The organism is Arthrobacter sp. 'calajunan' (genome assembly GCF_046940185.1).
Lineage (GTDB): Bacteria > Actinomycetota > Actinomycetes > Actinomycetales > Micrococcaceae > Glutamicibacter > Glutamicibacter soli.
The window spans coordinates 23,284-40,041 of sequence record NZ_JBKZDY010000008.1 but is presented as its reverse complement, the minus strand read 5'-3'; the positions used below and the strand labels follow the sequence as shown (position 1 = coordinate 40,041).

The following is a 16,758-nucleotide window of genomic DNA, read 5'->3' as shown; positions in this document are numbered from 1 at the left end:
CCTGGCCGGCTAGTACCTGGTCCCGGCGGAGATGCCTCCGTCGACCGCGTACTCTCCGCCGGTGCAGAAGCTCGATTCGTCGCTGGCCAAAAAGAGGATCAGGCCGCTGACCTCTTCCGGCCGGGCGAAGCGCTCCAGCGAGTTGCCGGCCAGGTCCTCCTCGGTGAGCGGGCGCAGCGCCTGGGTCAGCGCCGTCGCGACCGCGCCGGGGTGCACCGAGTTGACCCGGATACCGAAGTCGGCCAGTTCCAGCGCCGCGGACTTGGTCAGCCCGCGCAGGCCCCACTTCGACGCGCAGTAGGCGTGCCGGTTCGGGTAGCCTTCCAGTCCGGCGGTGGATGACACGTTCACGATCGAGGAAGCGCCGGACTTCTTCAGCTCGCGAACCGCCGCGCGCATGCCCAGGAAGGCGCCGGTCAGGTTGATGTCCATGACCCGGTTCCAGCTTTCCAGCGTGGTGTCTTCCAGCGGCGCGTCGTCGTGGATACCGGCGTTGTTCACCAGCACGTCCAGCCCGCCGAATTCCGCCACGGCTTGCGCAACCGCGGCCTCCCAGTCCCCGGCGTCCGCCACGTTCAGGTGCGCGTAGCTGGCGCGGTCTCCGAGCTCGGCCGCCAGCGCACGTCCTGCTTCGTCGTTGATGTCAGCGAGCAGCACGGTGGCGCCTTCCGCGATGAAGGCGCGTGCGTGCGCGGCACCCATCCCCGAAGCCGCTCCGGTAATCAGCGCGCGTTTCCCTGCAAGTCTCATGTGTTGCTTCTTTCCGTGTGGAGTTGCCGTCGTTCCGGCGGGAAGGCCCGGCGCCCGTCCGGTCCTTGGCGGCACCGGAAAACCCTGCAGCGGGAAGGACGCCCGCCGTCTTTCCGGTTCCGCACGTCCGGGCACGTGGTGTGTTCCACCAAACCATCCACCTGAGACACGGTCAATCCACCCGGCGCGGCGTCGAGTGACTAGACGAAAACCGGAATTTGTCTAGCATGGGGTCATGTCACCGTACCGAAATGCCGTTGCGACTCCGTCCCTGCGCGCACGCCAGAAGGCAGCGACCCGTGAGCTGATCATCGACGCGGCAGTGGTGGTTTTCGCTGCCAGGGGCTATGAGAACAGCCGGATCGACGAGGTGGCTTCCTGCGCCGGAACAAGCCGGGCGACTTTCTACCTGCACTTCCGCCGCAAGAGCGATCTGCTTTTCGAGCTGAGACACCGAGCGGAACAAGATTTCGAACCTGACTACCGGAAACTTGTTTCGCTGCTGCGCGATCCCCGGGTTGAAGAAATCCAGCAGTGGCTGCTCCGGGGATTGTCCCGCTGGGCCGAAGCAGCGGTGCTGATGCGCCCGGTCTTCGACGCCGCAGACCAGGACCGGATGCTGGCCAAACAGCTGCTGCCGGAGACTCTTCCCGGCTCGAAGCCGCTGGCCCGGGCCCTGGTCGATGCCGAGGTGTGCCCCGATGAATCGACCGCCGACGCCATGGCCATGGTTTTCATGGCGCCGCTGTTCATTGCTTTCCGGCGACGGGCGTTCGGCACGCCGGTCAATGAGGAACGGCTGGCGGTTCTCACCGCGCAAAGCTGGACCGCCATGGCCGTGGAACATCTTCGGCCGGGCTCGGCGAACCACTAACGAATGCCTTGGCCACTGCCTGGGACGCGGTCACCCCGTAGTTCTAACCAGCCGCCATCTGATCGGAATAGTAAACTTTTCAGAAAAACAAGATAGTGGGTCGGTGTCCATATCCATTTGTGCGAGCTACCGGCGGGAATAGGCAGGTTAGCGGTTCTCCGCTCGCGCGACTTTCCTTGATCGTCATTGCTTCACTGGATGATTCGGTTCTCGCCAGAGTTGTCACGTTCTCCCGGGGGCGCCTCGGATCACTGCCATCGTCCCGTCTTCAGGAGCATATGCCCGTGTCCGGCAATCGAGCGATCTATTCGGGATGCCCGCTCCGTAGCAAGGTTTGCACTGACTGAGCGCGTCTTGCGGCCGACTAGCACCGCACTCACCGAATCGGCAGCTTCTACCGCTTCGGGCTTCCAGACGGCGTTTGGGGTCGCACCGTCGATGGTATCCACACCCACTGCCATGCGGGCTGTTGTGCCCTTCGAAGCCGGTCAAGCTTTGCGCCTTCGACTTTGCTCGGCCGGGGCGGTAGCTGGGCGCGATGTGTTCGTGCACCGATTCACTGCCGCGACGTCGGACCAATTTACCCCCGGACGACGTGCACGGGCATTCCCCCGAATGGCTGGACGGGTTCGAGGGCACCGGCATGACCACGAGCGCCGGGCCCCTTCTGAAAAGTTGATCCGGGATTTTCCGAGTCCGGCCGTGCAACCCCGGTTCCGTTGCGGGGCCAACGTCAGCGATCCTTGCAGGACCTACGGGTCAGCGATGCTGGCGTCCAGTCTGCCCGCCCGCCACAGCACCGTGGCCTGCCGCGCCCACTCGGCCAACCGCACGGCTTCAGAGGGCGAGAAGAAGTAGGTGTTGAACTGCAGGCGCTGCTCTGGGTCCAGCTCCCTGGGCAGCAGCACCATGGGACGCGAGCCCTTGACCTTCACCGCGTGGAACAGCCCGCAATGCCGGGCGATATGGTGGATTTCGCAATACAGATCGCTGGTCTCGATGTCGGTGCGGCCGCCGAGCTCCCACTTGTCCAGATGGTCCAGCTCGCAGCGGTGCGCCGGCATGCTGCACCCCGGATAGGCGCAGCCGCGGTAGGCGGCGCGGATCGCCCGGGCCTGGGATTTGGAAAACAGCCTTTGGGTGCGCCCGAGATCCAGGATGCGGCTCTTGCCGTTGAGCACCACCGGGTACAGCCCGGCGTTGCACACCATGGCGCGTGCCTGGCCCGCCGGAATCGGGATGCCTGAGGTGCTGACCGCGAAGTCCCGGCCGGTTTCGAGCATCTTGTCGTAGTCCAGCAGCACACCGATCTGCGGGGTGATCACCGCGTGGCCGTCGGCCGCCAGGGCGCCCGGTCCGTTGGCCTGCAGCACCGCCATCAGACCCAGCAGATGCCGCAATTCAGGGCGCAGATCCTCGAAGGGACCGGGAACCGCCGCGTCATTCGCAGCCGTTCGCGCCGTGCCGCCAACTGCGCCGGGCGGGGTTCCGGAAGGTGCCTCGGCGTCCGTGCCGGGTTCGCGGTCTGCTTCCCGGCGGTTTCCGCACTCGTTGTCGTCATCCTCGGGGCAGATATCCGCATCGAAGCCGCTGGGGCAGTCGTCGTCGGGCGTTTCGTCTCCGGTGCCGTCGGTGAAGTGGTCGCCGGCGGAGTGGTCGCCGGTGGGGTCGTCGTCAGCGGAGTCGTCGGCTGCGGAGCCGGCCTTGGCCCAGTCCGGCATGGTGGACTCGTCGTCCCAGCCGGGGGCGGAGTCGTCGTCGGTGAGCGCGGCGGCCTGCTCGGCGAGCGCGTCGCGGTTGCCGGCCATGGTTTTAGGGTTGTCGACGGCGCGGAAGATGGCGTGCATGGTTTCGCCCTGCGAGGGCAGCAGCTTGACCAGGAAGCGCTCCAGCCCGTTGCGGATGCCCAGCGGGTAGACACCGATCTGCGAGAGCAGGGCCTCGGGCGGGCGCCGCTCCCCCACCGCCTGGGCGACCAGCGCGGAGATGTGCTTGCGCGCGGTGGCCGGCTGGCTGCGGATGAGTTCCAGCGAGAGCTCCTGGAGTTCGGCCCGGGTCTGCTCCGCCTCGGGCCCGGTCCCCAGGTCCTTGTCCGCGGCCCTGATCTTGCGGGCAGCGGAGATGACCAGGCGTGGGTCGGTGTCCGGATCGTCGAAGGCTGCGGCCAGCACTGGCAGCGCGGGGCCGGCCGGCTCGCCGGCGTCGGTGACCTGTGCGATCAGGCTGTCGGCGGCGGCCAGGCGGTCGCGGGCGGTGGAGACCGGCACGTTCAGCCAGCCGGCCAGCAGGTCCAGCGCCTTCTTGAAGTGGGTGCGTGCGACGGTGGTGCGGCCGGCGGCGGCCTCGACGTCCTGGGGCGTGGGCTCCAGGCCCCCGTCGGCGATGGCCTGCAGCGAGTCCGTGTCGAGCTTGTGGGCGCCGGTGCGGCGCACGGCTTCCGCGGCGCGCAGCTGGGCGCGGCTGAGCTGCTGCGCGAGGTGCTCGATGAGCAGCGCCGCATAGGCGGCGTGCCCTGCGGGGACGTCGGGGTCGGACAGGGCGCTCACCGCCGATCCGAGCAGCCTGTCTGCCTGGGACAGGTTCATCAGTGCTTCGCTGCTGGTGCTCATGGATCCAGCGTGCCCGGGCGGCGGCAGGCTCGGGGCGACAGTACTGCACGGTGGGGATAACCCGGTGCTCGGTGATTGCCGGCGTGCCTGGCCCTGTAACAGGCGTGCGGGCTTGGACACGTACGCTTAGCCGTGCATGCGGTACCAGAGCAGCGCCACCTGCAAGCTGGCGCGGGACTCGGCGGATTCCAGCGAGACCCCGAGCTTGTCCTCCAGCTTGGCCAGCCGGGCGTAGAGCGTGGGGCGCGAGAAATAGCCGGCCTTGGCCAGGGCGGACTTGTTGCCGCCGTGGGCCAGGTAGAGCTCCAGCAGCTGCAGCCCGTCCTCGTCGAGCGGGGAAAGCAGGCCGTCCAGCTCGGTGTGCGCGAAGGCGCGCAGCCTGGCATCGGCGCCCATCGCGGAGAGCACCCCGCGCAGGCGCAGGTCGGCGAAGCGGTAGTAGGGCTGGGCGCGGGTGGGCAGGTGCGGGACGATGTGCGCGACATGGGCGGCCTCGTCCAGCCGGGCCAGGCAGGCGGCCAGCGGTCCCTCGGCGGCGACGCCGATCGCCACCGGCTCGGCCAGCTGCTCGGCCAGCCGGCGGGTGAAGCCCTGCAACGCGGAATCCACCAGCTCGCGGGCGCGCACCGGCAGGATGACCGCCAGGTAGCCGGGTTTCAGCGACCCGGCGAGCACCCCCAGGTGCAGGGTGTCGGCCAGCTGCTCGATGACTTCCAGCGCGGCGCGCTCGGCCAGCTGGGTCTCCGTGGGGGTGCGCTCCCCGGCAGCCAGCGAGAGCACCAGCGGAACGTAGTAGGGCGCGGCGTCCAAGCCCAGGGACTGGGCGCGCACCGCGATCTCCTTGTCGCCGTAGCCGTGCGCGGCCTGCAGCTCGTGCAGCATCGAGGTTCGCGCCTGGTAGAGCAGTTCGCGGTCGTCGCGCCCGGAAAGCCGGGCGATGGTCAGCGCCTGGCCGGCGCGCTCCAGCACCAGCGCGGCGTTGGCATCGTCCTCCAGCGCGGCCGGGACGATGAGCCGGCCCCAGCGGCGGCGGGCCGCCCCCACCGGGGTTTGCAGCCAGTTCTCGGCGCCCGCGGAGCGCCCGGTGTGCTCCAGGTAGCCGACGAAGCGGGAGCGGGAAATCCAGTCGTCGAGATCCGCGTTCGCGTGGGCGAGGACCAGGTGGCGCACGTCCTCGAGCACCACCGGAGCGTCAAGCAGCCCGGCGGTGCGCTCGACGATGGCCTGCTCGTCGGCCTCCGAGAGCGAGAGTTCGGTGTAGATCTCGTGCACGCTGCGCGAGAACTGCAGGTCTGCCAGCTGCTGGGCGACCAGCTTCTGGTGGATGACCTCGGTGATGGCCACGAAACGGACCTTGCGGCGCAGCCTGATGACGGGGAACCCGAGCCCTGCCACCTGCAGTTCTGCTTCGCCCGGTGCCTCGATGATCACGCCCGCCGCGCCGGCGTCGCGCAGTTGCTCCAAAAAGCCGCGAACGTCGGTCACGTTGCGCAGCGTGGTGAGCACCAGCTCGCGGCCGAAGAGCAGATCAACGTTGGATTCCGACTCGGTGACGTGCACCCAGCGCAGCTCCGCGTCCAACCCGTCGGCGCACAGCAGCTGCGGATCGGCCTCCTGCACCACCGGCAGGGCCAGCACGTCGTTGACAGTCAGCATCCTCGCACCTTTACACATCGTCGCAGCGTCACGATAAATCATTACATACTGCCTGTGTCGCAGGCCATGTTCGTGCCCGATGATGAATTCAGGAATCCATTCAAGGACAACAAGGAGCCACGATGAACACGACGCTGACATCAACCCTGCAGCACTGGATCGACAACACCAACTACGTTGCAGACGACCGCACCGGCAAGGTCTACAACCCTGCCACCGGCGAGGTCGCCCGCGAGGTGGCACTGGCCTCCAAGGCAACCACCGAGGCAGCGATCGCCTCCGCGCACGCAGCCTTCCCGGGCTGGCGCGACACCTCCCTGGCACGGCGCACCGCCATCATGTTCCGCTACCGCGAGCTGCTCACCGAGCGCAAGGGCGAGCTGGCGGCGATCATCACCGCCGAGCACGGCAAGGTGCTCGACGACGCGCTGGGCGAGGTCGCCCGCGGCCTGGAGGTCGTGGAGCTCGCCTGCAACGCGCCGTACCTGCTCAAGGGCGAGTACTCGGAGAACGCCTCGACCGGCGTCGACGTGCAGTCCATGCGCCAGCCGCTGGGCGTCTCGGCCATCATCTCCCCGTTCAACTTCCCGGCCATGGTGCCGCTGTGGTTCTTCCCGGTGGCCATCGCCTCGGGCAACACCGTGGTGCTCAAGCCTTCGGAGAAGGACCCGTCGGCCGCCAACTGGATGGCCGAGCTGTTCGCCGAGGCAGGCCTGCCTGCCGGCGTGCTGAACGTCGTGCACGGCGACAAGGAGTCGGTCGACACCCTGCTGAACGACGAGCGCATTTCCTCGGTCTCCTTCGTGGGCTCGACCCCGATCGCCCAGTACGTCTACTCCACCGGCACTGCCAACGGCAAGCGCGTGCAGGCCTTCGGCGGAGCGAAGAACCACATGCTGGTGCTTCCCGACGCAGACCTTGACCTGGCAGCCGACATGGCGGTGAACGCCGGCTTCGGCGCCGCCGGCGAGCGCTGCATGGCGATCTCCGTGGTCGTTGCGCTGGAGGGCATCGCCGATCAGCTGGTCGCCAAGATCGTCGAGCGCGCCAAGACCCTGCGCGTGGGCGATGGCACCCGCGGCTGCGACATGGGCCCGCTGATCACCGGCGAGCACCGCGACAAGGTCGCAGGCTACATCGACGCCGGCATCGCCGCCGGCGCCACCCTGGCCCTGGACGGCCGCACCGGTACGGTGGACGCCGACGGCGAAGGCTTCTTCCTGCACCCGACCATGTTCGACAACGTCACCACCGACATGAGCATCTACACGGACGAGATCTTCGGCCCGGTCCTGTCCGTGGTCCGCGTGGAGTCATTCGACGAGGGCGTCGAGCTGATCAACTCCTCGAAGTACGGCAACGGCACCGCGATCTTCACCAACGACGGCGGCGCCGCCCGCCGCTTCGAGAACCGCATCCAGGTGGGCATGGTCGGCGTCAACGTGCCGATCCCGGTACCGGTGGGCTACCACTCCTTCGGCGGCTGGAAGGCCTCGCTGTTCGGCGACCAGCACGCCTACGGCCCGGAGGGCTTCAAGTTCTTCACCCGCAACAAGGTTGTCACCAAGCGCTGGCTGGACCCGAGCCACGGCGGCATCAACCTCGGCTTCCCACAGAACGACTAGGACCAATGACTACCGAAATCAGCGACATCACCAGCGAGCAGATCGCAGCCGGCCAGCGTGCCCACGAGCTTGACCGCAAGCACGTTTTCCACTCCTGGCAGGCGCAGGGCCCGTTCAACCCGATGACGATCCTGAAGACCGAGGGTTCGTACGTGTGGGACGGCGAGGGCAACAAGCTCATCGACCTCTCCAGCCAACTGGTGAACACGAACGTCGGCCACCAGCACCCGAAGGTCGTCGCGGCGATCATCGAGCAGGCGGGCAAGATCGCCACGATCGCCCCGCAGCACGTGAACGACGCTCGCTCCGAGGCGGCGCGGCTGATCGCCTCGCACACCCCGGGCGACCTGAACAAGATCTTCTTCACCAACGGCGGCGCCGACGCCAACGAGCACGCCATCCGCATGGCCCGCGTGCACACCGGCAAGCACAAGGTGCTCTCCGCGTACCGCAGCTACCACGGCGGCACCCACCTGGCGGTGAACGTCACCGGCGATCCACGCCGCGTGGCCTCGGACAACGCCTCCGACGGCGTCGTGCATTTCTTCCCCGCCTACCCGTACCGCTCCTACTTCAACTCCACCACGGAGGCCGAAGAGACCCAGCGCGCGCTGAAGCACCTGGAAGACACGATCATCCTCGAGGGTGCATCGAACATCGCCGCCTTGGTCCTGGAGTCGATCCCGGGCAGCGCAGGCATCTACGTGCCGCCGGCAGGCTACATGGAAGGCGTGCGCGAGCTGACCCGCAAGTACGGCATCGTGTTCATCGCCGATGAGGTCATGGCGGGCTTCGGCCGTTCGGGCGAATGGTTCGCGGTGAACCACTGGAACGTTGTTCCGGATCTGATGACCTTTGCCAAGGGCGTGAACTCCGGCTACGTGCCGCTGGGCGGCGTGGCGATCTCCCCGCAGATCTTCGAGACCTTCCGCGAGCGCGTCTACCCGGGCGGGCTGACCTACTCGGGCCACCCGCTGGCTTGCGCGGCGGCGGTTGCCACCATCGAAGCGATGGAGGAAGAGGACCTGGTTGCCAACGCCAAGCGCTTGGGCGATGAGATCATCGGCCCGCGCCTGGCGCAGTTCAAGGTCGACCACCCGTCGGTGGGCGACGTGCGCGGAACCGGCGTGTTCTGGGCGATCGAACTGGTCACCAACCGCGAAACCCGCGAACCGCTGGCCGCCTACGGCGGCAGCTCGCCGGAAATGAACCAGGTCATCGCCGCGGCCCGCGCCACAGGCCTGCTGCCGTTCGCGAACTTCAACCGCCTGCACGTGGTGCCGGCGCTGAACATCCCGGACGACGTGCTCATCGAGGCGCTGGACAAGCTGGAACAGGCGCTCGTCGTCGCCGACGGCTTCGTCAAGTAGCCGACCCCGCACAGCTGGCAGGAATCCCCCTGCCAGCTGTGCTTTTTAATATTCGGTATTAACAATTCGCTGGCAGATGAATGGGCCGCAGGCTCCCGCTGGTGCTGTGAAATACTGGGGTCAACCGCAAATCTTTATGGAGGAACTCATGGCAGGCGACGCTTTCCAGCCGCATCTTCAGTGGGGTGTCAAGGCCTCGTTCGTTGGATACATTGCATCGCTGGCTGACGGCCGCATCGAGGCCTCGAATGGCGTGTGGCAGGTCGGCAACGCGCTGGCCTTCCCCGTGCACCCGGCGGTGGACGTTCCCGACAACGAGATCTGGTTCAACGGGCGCGTGTCTTTCTCGGGCCACGGCGGGATGATGAAGCTCGAGCTGAACGAACCGCGCATCGAGAACCAGGGCGAGTCGATCTTCCTGACCATCGACACCCCCGAGGGCCGCACCGCCATCGCGGAACTGACCGAGACCGGAGTTTCGCACGCCATGGGCATGACCCGAACCCGGTTCTCGGCCGTGGTGACTGAAGACGGCTCCAAGATGTTCAACGGGCAGTACCCTGCCGGGCAGGCGATGGAAGAAGTCGAAGTCACCCTGCGCGGCTAGAAAACGCCTATCACAGGGAAACCCTGCACCGCAAGCGCGGTGGAGGGTTTTTCAGTTCCTACTGGCGGGAGAACTCGGAGGCGCGGACGACCTGATCCTCGCTGAGCGCATGTCCCGTGTACTTCTCGAACTGCGCGGCGGCCTGCAGGGCAATCACCTCAGCCCCGGTGATGACCTGTTTGCCCTGCTTCCGCGCGGCGGCGACCAGCGGGGTCTCGCTGGGGAACGCGACCATGTCGAACACCGTTTCCGCCGCGGCGATCTGCGCATCGCTGAATGACTGGATAGCGGCCTGTTCTCCGTCCATGCCCAGCGGCGTGACGTTGACCAGCACTTGGTGGCCCGGTTCCGGATCGGCATCGATGAATGCGTAGCCGTACTTCTGCGCCAGCGCGCCTCCCGCGGCGGTGTTGCGCGCGAGCACCGTAAGATTCTCGAAGCCGGCATCGCGGAATGCCGCGACCACCGCCTTGGCCATGCCGCCGGATCCGCGGACCAGCACGTTCGCCGACGGGTCCAGCTCGTGGCGCCCGATCAGCGTGGCGATCGCCTCGAAGTCGGTGTTGGAGGCGCTGAGGTGGCCGTCGGTGTTCACTATGGTATTCACCGAGTCGATGGCCGCCGCCGAAGGCTCGATGGTGTCCACCAGCGCCATGACGTCCTCCTTGAAAGGCATGGACACCGAGCAGCCGCGGATGCCCAGGGCGCGGACGCCGGCAATCGCACCGGCCAAGTCGTCGGTGGAGAACGCCTTGTAGATGAAGTTCAGCCCCAGTTCCTCGTACAGGTAGTTGTGGAAGCGGGTGCCGATATTCGACGGCCGGCCGGACAGCGAGATGCACAGGGTCATGTCTTTATTCAGGATGGGCATGCAGAGCTCTTCCGGAGTCGGGGGGACGAGGTCTCCACCTAATATACGGCGGCTGCAAGCGACCCCGGGGCATTAAAGATGATTTTTGCGCTCCGAGTCCTCCGGCTCCATCGATCTGGCCGCATCAGCTCCGTCGGGCTTGGAGGGGACTCGCCGTCAGTCACGTGGCATTTCGAACTTCTTGAGTTTGTGCGTACCGTCGCAGAACGGTTTGATGGCCGAGCTTCCGCAACGGCACAGCGCCACGGTTTCACGGCTTGTCGGAACAGCTTCGCCCTCCGCGTCGAGAATCTCGAAGTCGCCACGGAGAATCAGCGGCCCCTGCGGGCAGACCACGATCTGCGCTCCCTCCGCGCTCATGCCTCGACCTTTACTTTCGGCTGGCGCAGGGACGAACGGCCCTGGCCCCACGCCTCAAGCTGGTGGGCTCCCACCAGCGCGTCGATGGCGCAAGCCGCCTGCGCGCCGAAGAACACCGCTTCGGCGATGCTGGGATCCTGCTCGATCAATCCGCCCGCCAGATCGCGCCCGGCGATCTGCTCGTGGACCGCATCGGCTTCCACATGCTCATCGAAGTAGTCGGTCACTGGGGAGTCGAAGCCCAGTCGCCGGAATCCGCGTGCATACCTGGCATTGGGGATCGACGATGTCATCTCGTAGATGGCAAGGTGGCCGGCGATGCTGCCGCGCAATCGACGATGCAGGCCGAAGAACGACATCATGTTGACCGACGCCAGCGTGATGGCAGGCAGCGACTCGATGTAGGCTCCGAACTCGGAGTCGAGCCCCAGCCCCCGCATGGTGGTCTCGAACAGCTCGGAGTGCATGGCGCCGGGCCTGCCTGCCCCGTACTCGTCGAACTGGATCTCCATCAATGCGGACTTTCCGCGCCCTGTCAGGCGTGGAATCGCCCACGAATGCGGGTCGGCTTCCTTGAGCTGGTAGATGGACTTGTGCATGAGGAATTCACGCGCCTGCTCAACCGTCGCATGCCGGGATATGTAGGTCGAGACCGATGGTCCGTCGTCCGCACTGGCAAGGGCGAAAAGTTGTCGAGCCGTATCCTGGGCAGATCCGAGCGAGAAACTTGGATCCCCGGCGATCTGCCGCAATCGTGCCTCAAACTGTTCTTCGATCTTTGCCCGAAGGCCCAGCAGAGGCGGGTTCCATTCCCAGCGTGCATCGATGCCATCGAACCCGCGGTAGTGCAGTTCGTAGAGGACGAATAGGACAATCTGGATGTCCTCGCTATGGAGGATGTCTTCCGAGTCCAGGACTTTGAAGGCCTCATGTTCCAAACCTGACAGATCGACATCGGGGTCGTAAGTTCTCAGCACCTCGAAAAGAGATTCGCTGATCCGGCCGCGGTCTTCTGGAAGCTCCACTTCTCCACCTGCTCCTTAATGCACACATACTGAAAAAACGACTATAGGCAATGGCCAACCGGTTGACCGGGCCGGGGTACGGATTACCAGAGAATTCACACGAGGCATTCGAGCCAGCTCGAAACGCGCCAGCCAGTCATGGGTTGCTGCGGAGTTCCGAAATCGTTTCCCGGGCGAATTCCTGCTGGGCGTCGTGGACGAGTGCCGTGCCTCCCCCGCGTGCCCAGCTTGCGCGCTGCCGTTGCGCGCCGTTCCCGACAGAGGTGATCCGCGCGAAGTAGTTCTGCACGAAATCGAGATCGCCGTTGTCCGCCAGATGTTCGCCGGCATAGTCGAGCAATTGCCCCAGCACTTGCTCCGGCTCCAGTCTGGTTTCGGTTCCCGCATCGAATAGCGGTCCTGACAGGCCCATTTTGGAGGCATGCCACAGACCGAGATCCAGCAGCCGGTCCTCCACGGTCTTGGCCACGCCTCCCTGCGCGAGACCGGTATCCACCAGAGCCCTAACCAGCATGGCCATGGCCACCGATTCGTCGGCCGTCAACTGCCCGTCGGCCGTGCGCACCTCTATGGTGGGGTTGCGCTCGGACAGGCGCACGGCCCAGCCGATATGTCCAGCGTCGAGCAGGGCGCCGGAATCGAGCATTATCCGGCGCATCCGCTGGTAGTGCTCCATGGAGTCGAACGCCGGAGGAACGCCTATCACGGACCAACGGCGGTAATGCACCATCCTCCAGGACTCGAATCCGGAAAGCTCACCGTTCCAGACCGGCGAGTTCGCCCCAATGGCAGTCAGTGCTGGAAGCCACGGGCGCAGCACGTTCATGGCCTGCAGCCCGGTTGGAGCGTCAGGGATATGCACATGGATATGCAGCCCGTTGATGTAATGCTCGCGCACGATCCCCGGCACGAACTGGCGGATATCCTCGTAACGTCGCCCCTCGGACACCTCCGTCGCTCCGGGAAGGAAGGGCGGCGTGCCAGTTGCTACTGCCGCCAGGCCTGCACCCGCACACGCTTCCTGCAGCTTCTGTCGACCCAACAGCAAGCTTTCCAAGGCATCGGATGCCCTGGTGCAAATTCCGGATACGAGTTCCACCTGGGGACGGAGGAGCTCCGGGACAAGCGTTGCCCCAGCCAGGTTCTCGCCCTGCAGATCCCCCAGTAAGCCGGGCGGGACCGTGGCCAAAGTCGCGGTCTGGGGATTCACGAGGAAAAACTCTTCCTCGATCCCGAAAGTTCTGGGCATGCACTATCCTTCCGGGATGTCGATTCTGCTTCAGCTGGAGTTTATGCGGGCTTGCGGCTCGGCTCGGCATGCCGGCTCCGAATCACAGGAAACGCAAAGAAGAACGCAACATTTCCGCGAACTGCGTCTTCCTCCACATCGCCCGAATTCCACCAGAGCTGCCACGGGTTTCTGGTGATTTCCCATGAGTTCGCGTCGCATGCATAACATCGCCACCGGACTCTCCCTACGCTGGTGCACAAGGAACCGGATTAATAGCTTTCCGGGTGGATGAAATCGCCTAGTTTCTTGAGGATGCCACGTAGTGAAGAAGCCAATTGATCACGAGAAATTGCATAAATACCTCAGTGAACACCATTTGGGTTCCGCTGCCGGGCTGGAACATTTCGCCAGCGCCAAACGGATGTGGGCCGATACTCAACATGCGGACGTCTTCCACTCCCTCTGGTTGCAGGTTAAGGAAGACCAGCAGGATCTCGAGCGCATCTTGCAAAAGCTGGGCCGTGAGCCCCACGGCCTTGCATTGCTTGCCGAGCCATGGGCTAAGCTACTGGGCAAGATCAACTTGCTCAATCCCCTGCGGCAGCGCCGCAAGACGCTGGCTCAGACACAGCTCGATGTGCTGACCGGCCTGCTGAATGCCAAGCACAGCATGTGGCGCACCCTGCTGCTCATGGTTGGTGAAGAGCCGACGCTGGACCAAGCCTTGCTGAGCGATCTGAAGTTGCGTGCCGAATCGCAGATTCGCCAACTATCGGAGTTCAGCGACAGTTCATGGGCCGAGCGCTTTCGCTGAGTTTGACCGAACTGAGATACGGAAACAAATTATATGACACTGCGCGCCCATGTTATTGGCTCCGGCCCCAATGGCCTGACCGCCGCTGCGATCCTTGCCGAAAACGGAATCGAAGTGGATGTCTACGAACGGAACGAGGAGATCGGGGGTGCGGCCGCAAGCGCCCGGGCATTTGATGGCGAGGCCTTGATCGATCTGGGTGCGGCGGCCCATCCTTTTGCCTACGGCAGCAAGGCGTTCCGGCACTTGGACTTGCAAAGCCACGGCCTGAGCTGGGATTTCCACGACATGCCGCTGGCCCATCCGCTCGATGACGCACCGAGCGTGTTCCTGCACCAAACGCTTGCGGCTACCACCGCCCAATTCGCAGCGGATCGGAAAATCTGGACGGCCCTGCACGGCCCCTTCGTCAAGCGTGCGCAGCAGCTGCTGGACAACGTGACCGGCCCGCTATTGCGCGTGCCACCGAACCCTGTGCTGATGGCACGCTTCGGTCTGCGCTCACTACCTCCAACGGCCGTCATGGCCTCCAGCGTCTTGCGCAGCCGACAAGCCCGGGCCCTCTTCTCCGGAACCAGTGCGCACTCCATGCTTCCCCAATCCCATCCATTCACCTCGGGGTTCGGGATCATCTTCGGGTCGCTGGGCTCAAGTTGGGGCTGGCCGGTAGCGCATGGCGGCACCGGATCGATTATCCAAGCCCTGGGCCGCGCCGCGAAATCCCGCTCGGTACGCATCCATACCGGTCATGAAGTCAGGAACCTCGGCGAGCTTCCGCCCGCGGACATCACGATCATGGACCTGACACCGCGACAGATCCTGTCGATCGCACGCGACAGGTTGCCGACGCGTTATGCCCAACAGTTGTCCCGATGGCGATACGGAACTGCCGTATACAAGGTCGACTATCTGCTGGACGGACCAATTCCGTGGACCGATCAGCGCGCACAAAAAGCCTGCACGGTGCACGTCGGCGGCGATGCACCCGAGATCGCCCGGGCGGAGGGAGAGGTCAACCGGGGACGCATGCCGGACAAGCCGTTCGTGATGGTTGTCCAGCCTTCCAGCGCGGATGCCACCCGCGCTCCCGAGGGCAAGCACGTCGTCTGGTCGTACGCGCACGTGCCCAATGGCTATGCAGGCCGTGCCGGTGCTCTTATCGATGCGCAGATCGAACGCTTCGCCCCGGGATTTACCGACCGCGTCATTTCGCGCCGCGAGAGCAGCCCAGCGGATTTGGAGCGCTGGAATCCGAACCTCGTCGGCGGCGATATCGGCGGAGGCTCGCTGCGCGGACTGCAGCAGTTCCTGCGTCCTACCGTCTCCCTGAATCCCTATCGTCTGGCCCCGGACGGCTTGTATCTTTGTTCCTCGTCCACGCCCCCAGGAGGGGGCGTTCACGGCATGGGCGGTTGGCATGCCGCGTACGCCGCCCTGCAGGACCACGGCATTCGTGCCACGGGTGCCCATTAGCAGGGCTTCACACCCTGGCCGGAACCTTGCTTAAATAGTCCGGGATCGAACTCACGGGGATCATCACTACGTCGTAGGCCGGCCAATCGAGCTCCTCCAGCTCAGCACAGGCCTCAGCGACCTGCTTGACACCGACCTGCCCCGAATGCGGAACCACGAAAACCTCGATGTGCTGAACCTGGCCTAGTTCACGAGCCCTGACCGCTGATTCCTCGACCCAATTCATTCGGGCCAGCTGCTCCTCGATCCGCGACACCAGCGGATGCGGATCGGTGCCGTCAAGGTCGGATGCTCGGCTGTCGAGCAGGTCGGAGGTCGATGAGCGGGTGCTGTCCCAGCCGTCCTTGAGAATTCCGAGCGAGATGACCAATGCGGCCACGGCATCCAGCCACCAGATTCCCAGACCAATTCCGGCAACACCCACGATGGAAGCTGCGTTGGTCTGCCAGTCGGCCTTGGCCATCTTTGAATCTGCGTACAGCAGCTTGTTGTGCAGTGGCTTGGCAACCTTGATCTTCAGCCGACCGAGGATGAGCGCGGGGATGACAATAACCGTCATCACCGCAATCATCGGCCACCCCTGCCAGATTGTGTGGCCGAACAGATTGACCGTTCCGATGGTGGGATGTTCCGTCTTAACCAACGCGGTAATCGATTCGTAGGCCAGCATGGCGCCTACCACCAGCAACGCCACGCCTGCGACGAGATGTCCGGCACCCATGGAACGGTGATAGCCGTACGGCTGGCGTGGCCTGCGTGGCTTGCGCGTCCAGCGCAGAGCGATGAGGAAGGCAAGCTGCGGAAGCACCGAGAGCATGTCCTCAACCCAAGCCGTCCTCATAGCCTGCGAATTCCCAACAACCAGGGCGACGACTGTGATCGTGCAAACCGCGTATCCAACGCTGATCCACTCCAGCTTGGCGGCGCGGCGCATCAGTCGCTTCTGTTCCTCGGGCAAATGGGTTCCGGGCGAGCTATTCATGGCATCTCCTGTGTCCGGTCGAGAAAGCGTTCCACTTCAAAGAGGAAAGCATTCTCGCCGGGCGGCACCAGCAGCACGATTTTGCTTTCCTTGCCATCAACATCCACGTGAGTCGTATAGGGCCGTGTCATCCCGACTTGTTCGGCCCACGGAGTCTTGGAACTGATCCCTCCGGCCACGAGGTCCAGATCACCGTTTTCCAAAGCCGAGACGAGTTGTTCCTCGCCTCCCACCGTCCATTCCACCTCAGCATCGAGATTTTCGGCGAAATTCTGGATGATCTGGATTTCGGAACCTTGCAACGGCCCGTTCGAAACCTCCACGAAGTCCGCATTCGGTGATACTCCGACGCTGATGGTCCCCGATCTGACGTCCTCAAGCGTTCCCTCGGGATCCACGGGAATCTGTGCGCCGCAGCCGGCCAGCAAGGGCAGCACGGCCATGCCCGGTAGGAGTTTCTGCAATGTCCTTGCCTTAACCCGCACTACTTTCTCTCCTTCTCGTGCCGTCC

At 64.8% G+C, this 16,758-nt stretch carries 15 protein-coding genes; 6 read left to right on the top strand and 9 right to left on the bottom strand.

The window, feature by feature from the left end; genetic code table 11:
* Nucleotides 1–9: 9 nt before the first annotated feature.
* Nucleotides 10–750, bottom strand: coding sequence for a glucose 1-dehydrogenase (locus RF641_RS13030; protein ID WP_047119920.1), 741 nt, complete (start codon nt 748–750; stop codon nt 10–12).
* Nucleotides 751–985: 235 nt separating this feature from the next.
* On the opposite strand from RF641_RS13030, the gene RF641_RS13025 reads away from it, so the two are divergent.
* On the top strand, nt 986–1,624 hold the full coding sequence (locus RF641_RS13025; RefSeq protein ID WP_424573362.1) for a TetR/AcrR family transcriptional regulator: 639 nt from the start codon (nt 986–988) through the stop codon (nt 1,622–1,624).
* A gap of 752 nt (nt 1,625–2,376) precedes the next feature.
* Here the strand turns inward: RF641_RS13025 and RF641_RS13020 are convergent.
* Both RF641_RS13020 and RF641_RS13015 read right to left on the bottom strand, forming a co-directional pair.
* Nucleotides 2,377–4,233 (bottom strand): HNH endonuclease signature motif containing protein, encoded by a 1,857-nt coding sequence (locus tag RF641_RS13020; RefSeq protein WP_424573361.1) that lies wholly within the window; start codon nt 4,231–4,233, stop codon nt 2,377–2,379.
* A gap of 126 nt (nt 4,234–4,359) precedes the next feature.
* The gene (locus tag RF641_RS13015) at nt 4,360–5,889 is read right to left on the bottom strand and encodes a PucR family transcriptional regulator (RefSeq protein ID WP_053798656.1); all 1,530 of its coding nucleotides are present in this window, start codon (nt 5,887–5,889) and stop codon (nt 4,360–4,362) included.
* 122 nt (nt 5,890–6,011) lie between these two features.
* Between RF641_RS13015 and RF641_RS13010 the strand changes: the two genes are divergently transcribed.
* The 3 genes from RF641_RS13010 to RF641_RS13000 all read left to right on the top strand — a co-directional run bounded on the left by RF641_RS13010 (nt 6,012) and on the right by RF641_RS13000 (nt 9,491).
* Nucleotides 6,012–7,514: a CoA-acylating methylmalonate-semialdehyde dehydrogenase gene (locus RF641_RS13010; protein ID WP_424573360.1), complete on the top strand. Its 1,503-nt coding sequence runs from the start codon at nt 6,012–6,014 to the stop codon at nt 7,512–7,514.
* Nucleotides 7,515–7,519: 5 nt separating this feature from the next.
* A complete protein-coding gene (locus RF641_RS13005) occupies nt 7,520–8,884 on the top strand; it encodes an aspartate aminotransferase family protein (protein WP_424573359.1) in 1,365 nt (454 codons plus the stop codon).
* Between the two features lie 148 nt (nt 8,885–9,032).
* Nucleotides 9,033–9,491, top strand: a complete 459-nt coding sequence (locus RF641_RS13000; protein WP_052772469.1) for an HtaA domain-containing protein — start codon at nt 9,033–9,035, stop codon at nt 9,489–9,491.
* A gap of 58 nt (nt 9,492–9,549) precedes the next feature.
* Here the strand turns inward: RF641_RS13000 and RF641_RS12995 are convergent, their stop codons facing one another.
* The 4 genes from RF641_RS12995 to RF641_RS12980 all read right to left on the bottom strand — a co-directional run bounded on the left by RF641_RS12995 (nt 9,550) and on the right by RF641_RS12980 (nt 12,996).
* Complete coding sequence (locus RF641_RS12995; protein WP_424573358.1) at nt 9,550–10,362, bottom strand: shikimate 5-dehydrogenase; 813 nt, start codon at nt 10,360–10,362, stop codon at nt 9,550–9,552.
* A 156-nt stretch (nt 10,363–10,518) separates the two neighbouring features.
* On the bottom strand, nt 10,519–10,722 hold the full coding sequence (locus RF641_RS12990) for a CDGSH iron-sulfur domain-containing protein (RefSeq protein WP_047119925.1): 204 nt from the start codon (nt 10,720–10,722) through the stop codon (nt 10,519–10,521).
* Nucleotides 10,719–11,747 carry an iron-containing redox enzyme family protein gene (locus RF641_RS12985; RefSeq protein WP_424573357.1) on the bottom strand — a complete coding sequence of 343 codons (1,029 nt, stop codon included), beginning with the start codon at nt 11,745–11,747 and terminating at the stop codon, nt 10,719–10,721. The genes RF641_RS12990 and RF641_RS12985 overlap by 4 nt, the downstream gene beginning before the upstream one ends.
* A gap of 136 nt (nt 11,748–11,883) precedes the next feature.
* Complete coding sequence (locus tag RF641_RS12980; protein ID WP_424573356.1) at nt 11,884–12,996, bottom strand: carboxylate-amine ligase; 1,113 nt, start codon at nt 12,994–12,996, stop codon at nt 11,884–11,886.
* Nucleotides 12,997–13,300: 304 nt separating this feature from the next.
* Between RF641_RS12980 and RF641_RS12975 the strand changes: the two genes are divergently transcribed.
* The gene (locus RF641_RS12975; RefSeq protein ID WP_047119927.1) at nt 13,301–13,792 is read left to right on the top strand and encodes a hypothetical protein; all 492 of its coding nucleotides are present in this window, start codon (nt 13,301–13,303) and stop codon (nt 13,790–13,792) included.
* 33 nt (nt 13,793–13,825) lie between these two features.
* Complete coding sequence (locus RF641_RS12970) at nt 13,826–15,265, top strand: phytoene desaturase family protein (protein ID WP_424573355.1); 1,440 nt, start codon at nt 13,826–13,828, stop codon at nt 15,263–15,265.
* Between the two features lie 7 nt (nt 15,266–15,272).
* Here RF641_RS12970 and RF641_RS12965 read toward each other — a convergent pair whose 3' ends face one another.
* The gene (locus tag RF641_RS12965) at nt 15,273–16,247 is read right to left on the bottom strand and encodes a cation diffusion facilitator family transporter (RefSeq protein ID WP_424573354.1); all 975 of its coding nucleotides are present in this window, start codon (nt 16,245–16,247) and stop codon (nt 15,273–15,275) included.
* A complete protein-coding gene (locus tag RF641_RS12960) occupies nt 16,244–16,690 on the bottom strand; it encodes a transporter substrate-binding domain-containing protein (RefSeq protein WP_424573353.1) in 447 nt (148 codons plus the stop codon). The genes RF641_RS12965 and RF641_RS12960 overlap by 4 nt, the downstream gene beginning before the upstream one ends.
* Nucleotides 16,691–16,758 lie beyond the last annotated feature (68 nt).